This is a genomic window from Altererythrobacter sp. MTPC7 (genome assembly GCF_042851395.1).
Lineage (GTDB): Bacteria > Pseudomonadota > Alphaproteobacteria > Sphingomonadales > Sphingomonadaceae > CAJXSN01.
The window spans coordinates 201975-217060 of record NZ_BTGS01000003.1; the positions used below are offsets into that span (position 1 = coordinate 201975).

Below are 15086 nucleotides of genomic sequence, written 5' to 3' on the forward strand. Positions count from 1 at the left end.
TTTCCTTATCGATTGTCGGGTTGTGAGCGCACGGAGACGAGCCCCAGCCGCGTGACGCGGTAGGGCTTTCCATCGCTCGAGTGGATGAAGCGCCGTTTCTTGCGGCGCTCGAAGACATGCATCGTGCAGTCGGCCAGCATATGGTCGTCCCGCGTGATGCACGCGATATCGCGGATCTTGCCGTTGTCCTTACGCCGGTAGCGGATCGCGCCGCCTTGCGAGAGGACGTGCAAGACACGCTGTTCGTGTCTTGAGATATTCATGGGATTTCTTTGAGATTTGAGAACAACACAGAGGGCTGCCCGGCATCACGCGCGGACAGGCCTTGGGTTCATACGTTCCAACCGAGTGGAACTAGCGGTTTCCCGCAATCGTAAACATCAAATCTCCATCGGCGGGCTTCCATGCCTGCCGTGAGCTTGTTCGTATAGACGATCGCGGAAAACCACAAGCAATAGCGACCTTTAGGTGGCCGCCTCCAGCAGCTTCTTGGCACGGGTCTCCATGGTGAGCCGTGCATCCTGCTGCGGCTTGGATCGGGCGACGGCTGTGATGCCCTGCACGAAATCGAAGACGTTCTCGGGCGGGCGGCCTTCTTCGGCCAGCACGGTCTCAACGATCTTGCCGCTCTCCACCTTCGAGAAACCGCGCTTGCGCAGGAAGTCGGTGCGGTCCTCGTCACTGCGCGCGACGATCCGTTCGCGTGCGGCCCGGATGCCTTGGATGAAAGGCTGCGGGGAGGAGTCGGCGAAATTCGCCAGAGCGGGGGCCGCCTCATGTGCGAAACGGTTGGCGGCATATTTGGAATGCCGGATCGAAATCTCCTGAAAGTCCTCGACGCCCCAGAGATTGCGGTTCTGGCACACGGCGCGGAGATAGAAGCTCGCAATCCCGAGTGTCTTAGCCCCAACCTCGGAATTCCAGCAATAGAACCCTCGGAAGAACAGGTCCGGAGATCCGTCGGGCAGCGTGCCAGCCTCGATCGGGTTCAGATCGTCGACCAAGAAGAGGAAGACATCCCTGTCCGACGCATAGAGCGTGGTCGTGTCCTTGGTGACGTCGACCATCGGGTTGTAGATGCCCGTCGACCAATCAAGCACGCCGGGCACTTTCCAGCGCGTGTCGCCGACGCCATCGCCTGCGATGCGCTGAACGGCCGAGACCAGTTCGTGGTCGTAGATGCGACCGTAGTCTGGGCCGGTCACGGCGCGCAGCTCGGTGCGACCGTTCGCGACTTCCATGGTCTTGATCTGCTCGGCGCGGTGGTTGGTAAGGCCGTATTGCAGGTTTATACCCGCGAGCGGGGCCGGAAGTTGGCGCAGATAGGCGGCCGGCGCGCCGACGAGGCTCGCAAGCTGACCGAAGCTCCAGTGTGTTGGCGCAACCGGTGCCTCGGCGTTAGGCAAGACCAGCGTGAGCTTTTCCGGATCATCGCGGTGGGCCTCGACCCGGATCGCCGCGCTCTCGACCGTGCGTGTCCGGCTCCGCTCGGCGCGGCCCTTCACCGAGGCGCATAGCTCTGAAAGGGAGAGGTACTTCTCGTCGTCGGGCCGGGAAAACCATTCGGATGATACCCGCCCATCGTGTCCGCCGCGAGACACATCCACCTTGTAGCCGTCGCTCTCGGGGCGACCGTTCATGATCTCGATTGCTGTCATGGCTGTTCTCCAAGACGGGCGGTCCGAGAGCCTCTCTCTCGACCTCCAAACCCGTCACGGCGACAGCCGCTGGCCTCTTACTCTAAAGGGCGTTGCGGAGTCTCACCGCAGAAGGGGTTGGGCGAGACTGCAGGCTCGACCAAGGGGGAAGGCTTTCCCCATAAATAGCCAAAAGCAGTACCCAACAGCCAGATTCACACGAAGTGGCGCACCGTGTTTTCACTTACAAAGCCTCACAAAAAGTCTTTCGGAGGATATGCGGATTTGATGAAATTCGACGAAATGTGCCGAACATGAACCGATATTTGTTGAGAAATTCATGACATTATTGACATATATTGACCGACAACCTATCTGAATTTCAATATAATGCGCAGAAGGCGGTGACGATTCGATGGTTAAGAGCAATGAAAAACGAGAGAAATTTGTGCGTTTAGCCGAAGGGCGCACCCAATCCGCGCTCGATGCCATTCGCAAGCTTGGCAATTTGTCGAACCGTCGCGCGTACGAATATGACGACGCCGATGTGAAGAAGATTATCAAGGTGCTTCGGGATGCAACGGGTGAGATCGAGCGAAAGTTCGGATCATCGTCGAGCGATGCTGTCGACAAGTTCAAGCTGTAGGGGTCACAATCGATGAAAGCCGAACCACTTAACATTCGCGATAAGCGTTTCCTCATCAATCGTCTTATCGAGCAGGCCCCCGTGGACACGCTTGTCCGCGAGTTCTTCAAGAACGCCGACGAAAGCGCAGTTGGAGCTGACCTCGGAAACCGCCGTATCGAAGTCTATCCAACGGTGATCGACGGTGTGCGTAAGTTAACGTTCTGGAACACTGGCACCGGAATGGACGACAAAGAGTTGAAGCAAGCGACTGATCTTTCTTCATCTATAAACAAAGAGATGGCATTGGATGGAAACTTCGGGATTGGGGCCAAGGTCTCAGGCTTGACTATGTCACGCGAAGGAATTCGCTATCGCTCGTGCAAGGACGGCATCGTAAACGAGGTTGTTATCGGCTTCGATGGTGAAGAAGGCACCTATGTGCGGTTTCCCGCAGAACTGTCGGACGGAAGTTTCGACACGATTTACGATGTTACCGAGGCGGCTCGCGAGGCAGGCCAAATCACAACGTACGATTGGACTGAGGTCGTCTTGCTCGGTCAAAGCGAGGACCACGACACAGTCGCTGAGCCGTTGGGTAGAGGCAAAAGCCTTGATCGCAGTTACATTCCTTCAGCGATTTTCCGGCGCTTTGCGCGTTTTGGTGAGGGCGTCGAAGTGCGCATAGATGTCGCCATGACCAAGGGCGGTGGCAAGGGCGAGACGGGTCGCACACGACGACTTAAGACGCTGGAAGACGTTCTGGGCGAACTGCCCAAGCACGAGCGGGTTGAGGCGCCTGGCGGGGAGATAGCAGTCCATTACATTCATGATCCGAAACATGAGCGCCACAGCCATTCACTCAGCGCACTGGCTAATCCTGCGACGAGCTCGACTACGTTTTGCGCGCTTGTCCATAAGGGTGAGCGATACGATATCAAATCGAAGAAGGCTTGGTCGGCTGCAGCGCCTAATTTCGGCATTCCGTTTGGGTCGAAGGTTCTCACGGTTGAGGTCGAACTATCTGACAATGTAGCTTTGCCTAACCAGTATCGGGACGGACTAACCTGGCCGGATGATCGCTCATCGATGGTAGCCCAAGACTTCGATGATTACGTACGCGAACTGATGCCAGACTGGGTCAAAGAGGTCATTCGCTCAGAATCTCCGGCCTCGGATGACAACCTAGATGATTTGCAAAGCGACCTGCAGAAGCTGCTCGATGAGTTCAGAGTCCCAACGGCGACCCTTAGCCCGTCGCGCCGTCCGTCTGCTTTGTCGACTGAGAGAGCAGCCGATGGCAGCGATACCTCGGACCCAGTTGATCTCAACACGGACTTCCCTGAGACAGTCGAAGAACATGAGGAAAATGGCGCTAAAGGCGACCCGAACAAGAGTCAGCGCGCGAAACAAAAGAAAGTGCGCAAAGCTCCCGATGGATCGAAGCTGTCACGCTCAGCGCAATCGTTAGAACGCGTTCCTGAAATCAAAATTCTGACCGATCCTGAAGAGATTGCTGAGAAAAACCTGAGAGGTCGTGCAGGCCGCTTTTACAAGGATGCCCAAACGCTTTTCGTAAATGGCCTTTATTCGGCAGCGGAACGCATGGCCGTTGAACTCGACGCGGAGCTGCGCACGTCAGGTGAAACAGAGGTAGTGCGTTCCTCTATCCTTAGAGCCTCGCGCAAATTCATGGCGTTCCGTGTTGGAAAGGCAACTTGCTATGCGATCAGCAAACGCCTCTCAGACGATTGGTCAAGTGACGATTTAGACCGCGCCACTTCTCCTGAATCGCTGTCGCTTGCCGCCGACGATTACAAGCAGAGCATCTCGCAAGCGAAACGGTATGCCAAAGAACTGATCAAAACGGCGGACGTGCCAGAAGAGACCGCAGCTTAGGTCAAAAGGTGGCGAGAAGAATTAGGAATTGGCGAAGGCCGTTAAGGAGAGCACCATGGCGGTCATTCGCAAAGTCGACATTTCACACTTCCGGTCGATCAAATCGTTGGAATGGTATCCCACACCGGGGATCAATTGCCTGATCGGCTCTGGCGACTCCGGTAAAAGTACCGTTCTGGATGCGATTGACCTCTGTCTTGGAGCCCGTCGATCCGTCCAGATCACGGACGCCGATTTTCATGAGATTGATGTTGAGATACCGATTTCTGTCACGCTGACCTTAGGCGATTTGTCCGACAATTTGAAAAATTACGAGGCCTATGGCGATTATCTGCGTGGGTATGATGATCTATTGGGAACGATCGAAGACGAGCCAGGACACGGATTGGAAACCGTCCTGTCGCTGAATTTGGAGATTGCTGGCGATCTTGAACCGCGCTGGCGACTAAAATCAGACCGGGCAGATGAGAAAGGCAGCGAACGCAACCTCAACTGGAAGGATCGGCTCAATCTTGCGCCAACCCGACTAGGCGCAACGTCTGATCATAATCTCGCATGGCGGCGCGGGTCAGTGCTCGGACGTTTAAGTGAAGAGAAGCCTGATGCGTCTTTGGCACTTTCGCAAGCTGCAAGAGAGGCCCGCAAAGCCTTTGGCAATGACGCCGATGAACAGCTAGGAGATGCGTTGGCGTCGGTCAAAAAGGCAGCCGATGAACTCGGCATACCAATCGGTGCAAAAGCACAAGCTCTTCTCGACACACATTCTGTTTCTGTGACGGGCGGATCCATCGCGCTGCACGATGAAAACGGTGTGCCCCTTCGCGGTCTTGGCCTAGGTTCGACACGCCTCTTGATTGCGGGCCTCCAGCGCGAGGTGGCCGGAGTATCGTCTATCCTGCTGGTCGACGAGGTTGAAAATGGTCTCGAACCACATCGGATCATTCGCTTATTGGGGTCGTTAGGGGCGAAGGAAGAGGTGCCGCCGCAGCAAGTCTTCGCAACGACGCACTCACCAATCGTTTTGAGGGAACTTACCGCGAAACAGCTTCGTGTTTTACGTCAGTCAGAAGGAAAGCACGTCGCGCGTTTGGTTTCTGATACTGCACAAGGGACGCTGCGCAGTGCACCCGAAGCTTTCCTGGCCCCATCGGTTCTGGTTTGTGAGGGAGCGTCTGAAGTCGGGTTTGTGAGGGGCTTTGAACAACACTGCACTGCCCATGGCCGCCCCTCGATCTTTGCCTGTGGCGTCGCCCTTGTTGATGGCGGTGGCGGTCATCCAGACCGATTGTACGAAAAGGCAACGGAGTTCGTGAAGTTGGGGTATCGCGCTGCGGTATTTCGCGATGCTGATCTAATACCCGACACACAAATTGAAGCCGCTTTCCATCAAACAGCGGGGGCTACATTTACTTGGCATGCCGGGCAATCGTTAGAGGCAGCAATTGTCGGTAATACAGGAGACGCGACACTCTTGATTCTCTTGGATTACGCTATTGCAGAGCATGGTCAGGACATGATCGCGGCGCATGTTCAATCAGCATCGGCCAACCAGGAAACGATAGACAACCTCCGTGCAATTCTTCATTCGCCGCAACATGTAATCTCACCTGCTCAGCGAGATGTGATTGTCACAGCATGCACCACAAAGAAAAACCCGTGGTTCAAAACAGTTGGCCGGATGGAACATGTGGCACGTAATGTTCTGGCACCGAACTTCGGAAATGTCAGTGAGGATTTTCAGAACCGCGTGAATGCGCTTCTCGCATGGGCGCAAACGCCTCATGGCTGAGATCGATCTGCTAAATATCACTTGCGGCAGCGTTTCCGCACCTGCTGGATGCGGGAAAACGCATCTGATAGCGTCGGCATTGCAACGCCACGTCGATCCCAAACCGATTTTGATATTGACGCATACCAATGCCGGTGTTGCAGCGCTCCGTGCCCGACTGACGCATATGGGTGTCCCGCAAAGTGCGTTTCGGATTACGACGATCGACGGCTGGGGAATGCGTCTCATTGGAACCTTCCCGCAGCGCAGTGGCCATGCGGACGGAACGCTGGACCTCAACAATCCAAGAGATGACTATCCCGCGATCCGTGCAGGGACGCTCAATATCCTTGCTGGCGATCATGTCAGGGACGTGCTCCAGGCGACCTATGCCCGACTGTTTGTTGATGAGTATCAGGATTGCATTATCGAACAGCACACGATGGTATCGAAGATTGCAGAAGTCTTGCCGACCTGCGTTCTCGGCGATCCCATGCAGGCCATTTTCGGTTGGGGCACTAACGTTCTCGTGGATTGGCAGGCCGATGTTCAGACCCGCTTTCCGGCTGCGGGAGAGCTGGATATTCCATGGCGTTGGCGCAATGCCGGGACCGAAGACTTTGGACGATGGCTCTTAGCTGTGAGGGCCGCGCTTCAATCGGGTCAGCCCATAGACCTTGGCCAAGCGCCACCTGAGGTGGACCTGATTTCGGTAACGGGTGACGACGACATCCAGAAGCAAACGCAAGCTGCCAATACGCGAGCGCCAGTAGATGGTGGGAGTGTCCTTATCGTATGTGACGCCAAACGACCACCACGGCACCGGGATATCGCAGGACGAGCGCATGGCGCGGTCGTTGTTGAAAACGCCGACCTGACCGACTTTATCCGGTTTGCCGAGGCGTTTGATATGCGCGCGCCGACTGCGGCGGCAGAGCTGATAGACTTTGCTGGTAGCACAATGACTGGGGTGGGCGCGGCACAAATGAAGCAACGGCTCAGCGTATTGCTGGCGGGGCGAGAACGGACGCCGCCAACTGATGCTGAGAGTGCGGCGCTAGCGTTCTCACGATCGCCAAGCCCAGAAGCCGCCGTGACCATGTTGGTTGAGATTAATCGGCAAGCCGGCGTTTTTCCCCTTCGTCCGGCCTTGGTGCGCTCTGCCATTCAGGCATTCAATGGCTGCGTGGATGTCGATGACTTTCATGAAATGGCGGTTCGCGCGCGGGAGCAGTCCCGCGTCAAAGGCCGGGCCTTGCCGCGCCGAGCTGTTGGTAGCACTTTGCTTCTCAAGGGACTGGAAGCTGATGTGGCGGTGGTGATTGATACAGATCTGCTGAATGCTCGCGATCTCTATGTTGCGATGACGCGCGGTTCGCGAAAGCTTGTGATCTGTACGACGAACCCAATCATTGTCAGACAAGCCTAGCGAAGCCGTACTTACACTCCCGCAGCAGGAGTCCGGCGATACTACGGGCTCAACCGCAGGGAAAGGCTTCGCCCTCAAGGCCCAGTGTCCTCCAATTGTCTTACACGCGCTGTGACTCGTCTGAGAGATATTTGACCTGATCATCGGGTCCCCCAAGCGCGATTGGTCTTGCGAAATCCAAAATGTCGAGGAACTTGGTTTTTCTCTGCGCACAGATACTTACGCAACCGTCTCGAAGATCAAATTCCAAGCGACCACCCTCCGGAAAGTAATATGTCGCTTTCCGTCTGCGCTCTGATTCTTCTAGCGATCCGCCATATTCAATTTCAATATCTTCAAGGTGCCGAACGACCTCGTCAAAGTCTGGCCCTACCCCTTGGATGCGACTGACAACACGATCAAACGTGGCGCCAAACATCTCGTCGATACTTCGAAGCATTTCTTCAGAATCCTCCCGCACGGTTAAGCAGCGGATAATCTGGATTTCTGATGGATCGTCGGGTGTTTGCCGAACCTCAATCCAAAACCGGAAATGATCAGTATCAAGTGTGTCATCACCGGCTCCGATATCATCGCGGCGGAGGCGGAAAATTCGTTTGGCCTCTCGATAGTGGTCATCGATCTCCTCGTTGATTTCCTCTTCGAGGAGGTTTCGGGCAAACTCCGCACTGCTTGGATTCACATTGTCGGGGACGAAATGTCCTTTTGCTTTCGAGAACCCTGGGAGCCTGTCATAGGCGCGCGTTTCAATATGGCTGAAATGCGTGGAATCCGGTTTGAACGACAGGGCGGTAAAATCATTCTTGGGCAATGCTGGTTCAGCTGCTTCCTTGATTTCGCATATCGCGAAGCGGTTTGACGCAGATGTGCGGACGATGGGTGTTTGTTGTGCCGCCGTCGACATCTTCTTTGTGACATAACGGCGAACCGACTTGCTGAGATAGTCTCTGAGCGAGGTGTCCGTGATGACTGAAAAAGCATCGATCGCATCCGGTGCGTTTCCACTCAGGGCCTGCACCAGATGGTAAGACCATACCCCGTGACCAAGCCCGGCATGGCCGTATGACTTCTGGCCTGGGGTACAGGACAGGAACACACCCACATACTGGTCGACTTTCACGAAGTCTTTGAATTCCGTCTCGCTCATATCCGAGACGACGTTGCGGCTGCTGAATTGATCTTCAAGATCTTCGGCGCAGGCATCGATGAATGTCAGGAGCCTCTGGCACGCACTTTTCTCGACGGGATCGAAAATCAGCTGCCGCAGATTGAGGCAGGTTCCAGATAGGTTGTGACCGTTGCTGTCCCACACAGTGATCAAGTTGGAGATCCCGTTATGAAAACCATGTCCGGCATAGTAGAATATCAGAAGGTCGTCCGGTCCCGTCGAATGGATCGCTTCTTGGACACCGTCTTGAACGCTCATGCTGGTCGCCAAGCTGTCGATCAAATAAATCCGATGTATTTCCGTATCTGGGAACATCTGATCGAGAACGGCCGAAAAGGCTTCTGCGTCGGCTTTGGCGTAGTCGACCCCTGGGATTTGGCCATTTTTTCTGGGCTGATAGTCTTCGATAGCAATAATGACGGCCGTCACTTGCCCGCAGTCTTTGAGCAAGGGCGTAGGCTCTGCTGGACCTATTGATTTTTTGCTTTTCTTTGTCATTCGAAGAAACTGCTATTGTCTACTTTGAGAGCGACATCATAGGGGTGTATTTCCATTGGTTTCGCCGGATTAGATTTGATCACCGCACTGTAAGGGTATGAGTCATCTTGTCGAAAACCGATGTCGTTCCGCACGTCTGAGTTAGAACCATATTGGAGTTCGACCTCAACCTGTCCGGTGATGACATATTCGATTTCAGTTGCGGTCAGGGACTGGACTTCCACTGTGTCGATGTAATGCCCGTCAACTATTGTGTGTGTCGACAGCTCATCAAGTTCTTGGATGGTTTCCGATATCAGGTTCTCGAAGACGGCGGTGTGCATGACGCTTGCGGTCGTTCGTGTAATCTCTTCTCGTCCACCTGCGGCGGCGGCGAGAAGGTCCAGTAGGCTTGCCAGCACATCGTGGATCATTTCGCGCACCGCCGATCCTTTGTGTACAATTGTTTCGGAGCGGACATGTGTGGATTTATTCAGCGCTTCGAAGGCATCCAAGAGCGGCTTGGTGAAGTCTGTCATTTCGAGCCTTAGGGCGTCTTTTACGAAATCTTCCGGAAGCCCTGCATGGACGATGTAATGTGCCTTTTGACGTCGAGTGACGGTCTTGGTATCTTTGGCTTGTACAAACCAAACACACTCTCGCACGGCGTCGTCCGGCGCGAGACTATGTAGAATGTGACCGGTGATTTCGCGGAGCCCGCTCGCGACCAGATTTCCTCTGATCGGATTTTTCTTGTCTCGGGCGACCCGCATGACGCCTTTGACAAGTTTTTTCATAAACCCATCGTCCGGAAAAAACTCCAGAAGGTCGGCCTTCAATTCCGCGATGTCGTTCCAATTAGTTAATCGTTTAGCCAATTTAGTTGCGTCTCTTTCGATCAGGTTTATGTGTGCCGCTTCTGAACTCTTTATGATTTATCAGTATTTCTCGAAACTGGGATTGTAAAACTGGTCAGCAAACTCGCCCAGTATTGAACGAGCTTCTCTTACAGCACTTTGAGCAAGCGGGCTTGCGATGTCGTTGAGTGATCGATCGGTCGTCGCAATTGCCCCGATGACGCGCAGCAGTGTGGCAAAGGACTCTCGAATTAAATCAAGGATATATGGCTCGCACCACAAGTCGCCATATTCCCGTTTTCGTAGCTCGCCGTGCCATCTTGGATTTCGACTGAACACCAGAGACTTTTCCATTTTGAATGAGACGCCGTGTGCGATGTTGTGGCGAATGTGACGTGACCCCCAGCTTTCCTCCAGCTGGGATTAGAGCCGGACCGCGTTGTTGCGCATGAGCGCGGTTGAAGCAATGGGCTGCGTAGCGGAGCCCGTAGGGCGTAGCGAAGCAGGCCATTGCTTATCCAGTTTTGCGGCGAACGCCGCCGGTGTTTCGTAGCCAAGGGATGAGTGCGGTCGTTCCCGGTTGTAGTCATCCACCCAGGCAGCGATCTCGACCCGGGCATGGGCCATGCTCATGAACAGCGTCTCGTTGAGTAGCTCGTCGCGCATGCGCCCATTGAAGCTCTCGCAAAAGCCGTTCTGCATCGGCCTTCCCGGCGCGATGTAATGCCACTCAACTCCTATCTCCGCTACCCAAGCCAGCACCGCATTGCTGGTCAGCTCGGTGCCGTTATCGCTGACGATCATGCCGGGCTTGCCGCGCCGGGCGATCAGATCGGTCAGTTCCCGTACCACGCGGCGACCGGAGATCGACGTGTCCGGCACCGCTGCCAGGCACTCTCTGGTCACGTCATCGACCACGTTGAGCACACGGAACCGTCTGCCCGACGCCATCTGGTCATGAACGAAGTCGAGGCTCCAGCGCTGGTTCGGTAGAGCCAGAACCGCAGCAGGAGCCCTCGTGCCGACAGCACGCCTGCGGCTGCGTCGCCGCCTCACTGCCAGCCCTTCCTCCTGGTAGATGCGCTGAGTCTTCTTCCGGTTGATCATCACGCCCTCCCGGCGCAGCAGAATGTGCAGACGGCGATAGCCGAACCGCCGACGCTGGTTGGCCAGCTCGCGCAGCTTCTCACGCAGACCAGCGTCATCGTCCCGCGTGGAACGATAACGCACGCTCTTGCGATCGGCATCGATGACACGGCACGCCCGCCGCTCGCTCATCCCGTGGCACGCCTGGAGATGAGCGACAGCTTCCCGCTTGGCGGCGGGCGTCAGAACTTTTTTGCCAGAAGATCCTTCAGTGCTGCCTTGTCCAGCATGGCATCGGCCAGCAGCCGCTTGAGCTTCGCGTTCTCGCTCTCCAGCTCCTTCAGGCGACGAGCATCGGACACCTCCAGCCCGCCATACTTCGACTTCCAGTTGTAGATCGTCGCTTCCGACACGCCGTGCCGACGCGCCAGATCGGCGGTCTTCGCTCCCGCCTCAGCCTCCTTCAGCACACCAATGATCTGCTCCTCGGTAAACCTCGTTCTCTTCATCTCGTCCGTCCTTCCTTCAAGGCCAGACTCTAATCACTCGTGGAGGAAAATCAGGGGGTCACGTCAAATGATGAACCCGGATCGTGTCGCTTTCGACCAAGTTTGCAGAAAGGTGCGAACATCGTCTTCAGGCACAGTCTCAGCGCGGTTCTCCAACATCGAAATCAAGTTGGTTATTGGTTTTGAGTCCGTTTTTGGACGAATCCCCTTTGGTTCAATTTTCTCCAAGATCCAGATCGCGCGCTCAAGGTGATGTTCGATATTTCCAGCGTGAACGATGATGGACGCCACCTTTGGTGCAGTGACCTCATCCAGACCAAGTACTTCGTCCATGAGGGACGCTCGGCCGTACTGTTTGGTAGGCTGCTTCATGACTCTGCTGCGCTTCGAGGTGTTGGGTTGCCGACGGGCTTAGGAACGAAGTGGGGCCACGTATGCGGTTGTTGATGGAGTATGATGTGTACGACCTTCTGTTCTAGGGCGCGTTCTAGAGCGCGCCGGAAATTTGTCATGTTACTGACGACCGCGTCGCGTCTAATCGCATGACGCCAGTTGATCGCTTCGCCTTGCGGTAAGGCCCAATGCAGGAGATGTGTCAGTGCCATATGGCCGAACATCATGCCGTCATCATCGCCTGCGATGAAACGAAGGTCGATGTGTGTGTCGCTGTGGGATTGCTGCTCGGATAGATCCCACGTCGTGAAAAGCGTCGTGACGTCCGGGTCTAGATCATCCGCTGTCGCTCCGCCGGAGATCATAAAGCCGACCTCGTCGATCCTCATTTTCCATTGCTCAGTTACGGTATCTTCGGATTCCTCTCGGTCAACCAGTGCTTCTTTTTTGCAGCGGAATCGCAGACCTGCACCGGAAGCGATCTTGTAAGCGACATCGCCAGCAAGGATGCCGAGCAGGTTCTCTTTCATGGCGTCGCCGAACGTGATGTTGAAGTTTTTCTGAGCCTTGGTGAGGTGCTGAATGTCGAAGAGCACCCAGATGCCGTGGTGCTTCCAGGCGACAAGCAAGGGCATCTTGACGAGCTGGGCGTAGGCGCGGATCCGATCAAGATATCGCGGGGTAAAGGAAAGCGTCTGCTTCGTCTTTGATTTCACTTCGATTAGGACGGGGTCAGAATGTTCAAATTCGGCCAATAAGTCGGGAACTTGATAGAGCTCGCGCGAACTCGACGGTGCTTGATGTTGGTCGAGTTTATGAAGGAGGCGCGCCTTGCCGAGCCAGCTGCAGATGGCCGTAAACTCGTCTTCGGCGGGCAGGCCCTGGTCTAGCCGCTTCACCTTGTCGGCGACTATCTTAGGGTCGTCATCCCAGCCAAGGTCTGAGAGAACCTCTTGAATCAGCCGGTCGCTATCGTCTGTTCCCGTCATTTGCCCACCTAGAATCATATTCGTAAGTCCGCTTCGGATGCGGAGTTAGCCATATTGAGCTTGCCGAAAATGTAATATCATAATAGAAACTCGGCGGGTAGAGCGGATTTTCGAATATGATACCTCAGCGCGCCACCAGTTTGGCAACCTATGTTGAAGAGCTCGCGTCCAGCGGCCGCACCTGCTTCACGCGCGAGAGTGCGGTAGAGGCGTTAGGGATCAGCCATGGGGCTTTTCTCGACGCGGCCGCACGTCTCAAAAAGCGGGGTCATATCTTTGCACCGCGCCGAGGCTTCTACGTCATTACGCCCACGCGGTATTTGAAGTGGGGTGCGCCGCCACCAAGCTGGTACATCGATGCTATGATGAAGCATGCGGGGCGACCTTACTATGTGGCGCTCCTGAAAGCCGCAGAGCTTCATGGGGCATCTCATCAAGCGGTCATGGAGTTCCAGGTCGTCACTGATCGGCAGTGGAAACCCATCCGGGCTGGACGTTCAAAGCTCGCTTTCTATTTCCGCAAGGACATTGAACGCGTCGGGCAAGGCGTTGAGCAACGAAAGACCGAGACCGGATCGATGCGGGTGTCTTCGCCAGCGCTCACCGCGTTGGATTTGATACGCTATCCGCATGCGAGCGGTGGTGTTGATCATGCGGCGAGCGTTCTCAATGAGCTTGCCGTCAATATTGACCCGATCCAGTTTGATGTCCTCGCGCCGAGCTTTGAGCGGTCTGTTGTCCAACGCCTCGGCTATATTCTCGAGCATTTGGGACATGATGAGATTACGTCCGGTTTGGAGAGGCACATCCGAAACGGCAATGTACCATGGGTCGAACTTGATCCTGGAGAAGTAAGTGCAGTCACCTCCTACGATGAGCGAGAGCGAAACGCACGTTGGCACATCATTGTCCGCCGCCCAATTGAAGTTGACGAACAATGATCCCCGAAACCAACATCACAGCTTGGAGCTTGATCGCCCCTTGGGCCGAGCCAAGGCAAGTCGAGCAAGACTTGATTATTTCTCGTGCGCTCGTCGAGATATTCAATCACGATTTTTTGGGAGCCGAACTGAGGTTTCGAGGGGGCACAGCCCTCAACAAGGTCATCTTCCCGGAGCCTTTGCGCTATTCGGAGGATATTGATCTCGTCCGCACAACGCCCGGACCGATCGGCCCCATCCTTGATGCCATGCGAGGCGTGCTGGAGCCTTGGTTGGGACAAGCGAACTTTGCATCGAGCCAGGTCGCACCGAAGCTGCGTTTTCGCGTTCCGGCTGAGGATGATTCTGAAGCGCAGATCCGGTTAAAGGTAGAGATCAACATCGCTGAGATCGAAGCTTTCGACCCGCCAGTTTCGATCCCATACGCTGTGGAGAGCCCATGGTTCACAGGAAGCACGACCATCGCATCCTTCTCCGCGGAAGAACTGCTGGCGACGAAACTGCGTGCCTTGTTGCAGCGCGACAAAGGGCGCGACCTTTTTGATCTAGACCACGCGCTTGATGCGCTTCCCGATCTCAATCTCGATCGGGTTGTGGAACTGTTTGTCCGGTATCTCGACCAGCAAGATCAGACCATCTCCCGCGCAGAAGCGGAGCAGCGGATGCTCGCGAAGTTCGCACGGCCCGACTTGTTGGGTGACATCCGCGCGCTGCTGACACCTGATCGTGCCGATGCGCTGGATGCTGCCGCCGGGCGAGCGGCGTTCATCAAGGTATTCGTCAATGTGATCGAACGTCTGCCCGGTCAGCGGTGGGCCCGAACCGGAGAAGTTGCTGAGCAGCTAGGCCTCCCTGAACTTCTCGGACGATCTTCATGATTGGGTCTTTAGCGACCCAATCATCGTGCGCGATGTGCTCAAGGCGACTGGTCGCGCAGTTAGCCACGAGGCTTTACCCACATAAAATAATGTGGTTAAGTACATTAAAATATGTGTTATTGGGTCAAATGCAGTATACGGAATTCCTAGCAGAAATTGGGAAGGCTGGACTGAGTGTCCGTGGTTTTGCGGAACTTGTCGGCATGAATCCCAATTCGATTTCCAACTACGCCCGAACGGGAGAGCTTCCGACGCATCTTGGGCTCATTGCGGTGCTCATTGGGGGAGTAGATGACCTTGGCGGCGACTATCGCCAGGTGATGTCGAAGGTGCCTCTTGCCCCCAAGAAGGTCCGCGGTAGCGCCCAAAAAGGGCGTTTTGGCGGGAATCGCCAGGCCACCTTGGAGCTCGACTCATGAGTCTTTCTTCA

General features: G+C 55.4%; 15 protein-coding genes. 7 read left to right on the forward strand and 8 right to left on the reverse strand.

The annotated features are described in order from the left end of the window. Positions 1–5: 5 nt before the first annotated feature. Together ACGHJ7_RS04280 and ACGHJ7_RS04285 are read right to left on the reverse strand one after the other, a co-directional pair. Complete coding sequence (locus ACGHJ7_RS04280) at positions 6–263, reverse strand: YjhX family toxin (RefSeq protein ID WP_173995025.1); 258 nt, start codon at positions 261–263, stop codon at positions 6–8. Between the two features lie 201 nt (positions 264–464). Next, positions 465–1658, reverse strand: a complete 1194-nt coding sequence (locus ACGHJ7_RS04285; RefSeq protein ID WP_173995027.1) for a DUF932 domain-containing protein — start codon at positions 1656–1658, stop codon at positions 465–467. A 394-nt stretch (positions 1659–2052) separates the two neighbouring features. On the opposite strand from ACGHJ7_RS04285, the gene ACGHJ7_RS04290 reads away from it, so the two are divergent. From ACGHJ7_RS04290 to ACGHJ7_RS04305, 4 genes are read left to right on the forward strand one after another with little or no spacing between them, the layout of a single operon-like run. After that, complete coding sequence (locus tag ACGHJ7_RS04290) at positions 2053–2283, forward strand: hypothetical protein (RefSeq protein WP_173995029.1); 231 nt, start codon at positions 2053–2055, stop codon at positions 2281–2283. A 12-nt stretch (positions 2284–2295) separates the two neighbouring features. Continuing rightward, the gene (locus tag ACGHJ7_RS04295; RefSeq protein ID WP_390474761.1) at positions 2296–4161 is read left to right on the forward strand and encodes a hypothetical protein; all 1866 of its coding nucleotides are present in this window, start codon (positions 2296–2298) and stop codon (positions 4159–4161) included. Positions 4162–4216: 55 nt separating this feature from the next. Further along, positions 4217–5950, forward strand: a complete 1734-nt coding sequence (locus ACGHJ7_RS04300) for an ATP-dependent endonuclease (protein WP_173995033.1) — start codon at positions 4217–4219, stop codon at positions 5948–5950. After that, positions 5943–7358 carry a UvrD-helicase domain-containing protein gene (locus ACGHJ7_RS04305; protein ID WP_211386584.1) on the forward strand — a complete coding sequence of 472 codons (1416 nt, stop codon included), beginning with the start codon at positions 5943–5945 and terminating at the stop codon, positions 7356–7358. Before ACGHJ7_RS04300 ends, ACGHJ7_RS04305 begins: the two co-directional genes overlap by 8 nt. Before the next feature lie 100 nt (positions 7359–7458). Here the strand turns inward: ACGHJ7_RS04305 and ACGHJ7_RS04310 are convergent, their stop codons facing one another. From ACGHJ7_RS04310 to ACGHJ7_RS04335, 6 genes are all read right to left on the reverse strand, one after another. After that, positions 7459–9024, reverse strand: coding sequence for a caspase family protein (locus ACGHJ7_RS04310; protein ID WP_173995036.1), 1566 nt, complete (start codon positions 9022–9024; stop codon positions 7459–7461). After that, positions 9021–9881 (reverse strand): hypothetical protein, encoded by an 861-nt coding sequence (locus ACGHJ7_RS04315; protein ID WP_211386582.1) that lies wholly within the window; start codon positions 9879–9881, stop codon positions 9021–9023. Before ACGHJ7_RS04315 ends, ACGHJ7_RS04310 begins: the two co-directional genes overlap by 4 nt. A gap of 60 nt (positions 9882–9941) precedes the next feature. Beyond that, positions 9942–10214, reverse strand: coding sequence for a hypothetical protein (locus ACGHJ7_RS04320; protein WP_390474764.1), 273 nt, complete (start codon positions 10212–10214; stop codon positions 9942–9944). Positions 10215–10283: 69 nt separating this feature from the next. Then, positions 10284–11455, reverse strand: a protein-coding gene (locus ACGHJ7_RS04325; RefSeq protein ID WP_390474766.1) for an IS3 family transposase whose coding sequence is annotated in 2 segments (ribosomal slippage) — positions 10284–11203 and positions 11203–11455 — 1173 coding nt in all. Because the reading frame shifts where the segments join, the coding sequence is not laid out codon by codon here. A 63-nt stretch (positions 11456–11518) separates the two neighbouring features. Next, complete coding sequence (locus ACGHJ7_RS04330) at positions 11519–11788, reverse strand: hypothetical protein (protein ID WP_390474768.1); 270 nt, start codon at positions 11786–11788, stop codon at positions 11519–11521. A gap of 35 nt (positions 11789–11823) precedes the next feature. Further along, on the reverse strand, positions 11824–12837 hold the full coding sequence (locus ACGHJ7_RS04335) for a restriction endonuclease (RefSeq protein ID WP_173995040.1): 1014 nt from the start codon (positions 12835–12837) through the stop codon (positions 11824–11826). 116 nt (positions 12838–12953) lie between these two features. Between ACGHJ7_RS04335 and ACGHJ7_RS04340 the strand changes: the two genes are divergently transcribed. The 3 genes from ACGHJ7_RS04340 to ACGHJ7_RS04350 all read left to right on the forward strand — a co-directional run bounded on the left by ACGHJ7_RS04340 (position 12954) and on the right by ACGHJ7_RS04350 (position 15075). After that, on the forward strand, positions 12954–13778 hold the full coding sequence (locus ACGHJ7_RS04340) for a type IV toxin-antitoxin system AbiEi family antitoxin (RefSeq protein ID WP_390474770.1): 825 nt from the start codon (positions 12954–12956) through the stop codon (positions 13776–13778). Continuing rightward, positions 13775–14656 carry a nucleotidyl transferase AbiEii/AbiGii toxin family protein gene (locus ACGHJ7_RS04345; protein ID WP_173995044.1) on the forward strand — a complete coding sequence of 294 codons (882 nt, stop codon included), beginning with the start codon at positions 13775–13777 and terminating at the stop codon, positions 14654–14656. Before ACGHJ7_RS04340 ends, ACGHJ7_RS04345 begins: the two co-directional genes overlap by 4 nt. Before the next feature lie 89 nt (positions 14657–14745). Continuing rightward, the gene (locus ACGHJ7_RS04350) at positions 14746–15075 is read left to right on the forward strand and encodes an XRE family transcriptional regulator (RefSeq protein ID WP_390474773.1); all 330 of its coding nucleotides are present in this window, start codon (positions 14746–14748) and stop codon (positions 15073–15075) included. The last annotated feature ends 11 nt before the right edge of the window (positions 15076–15086 follow it).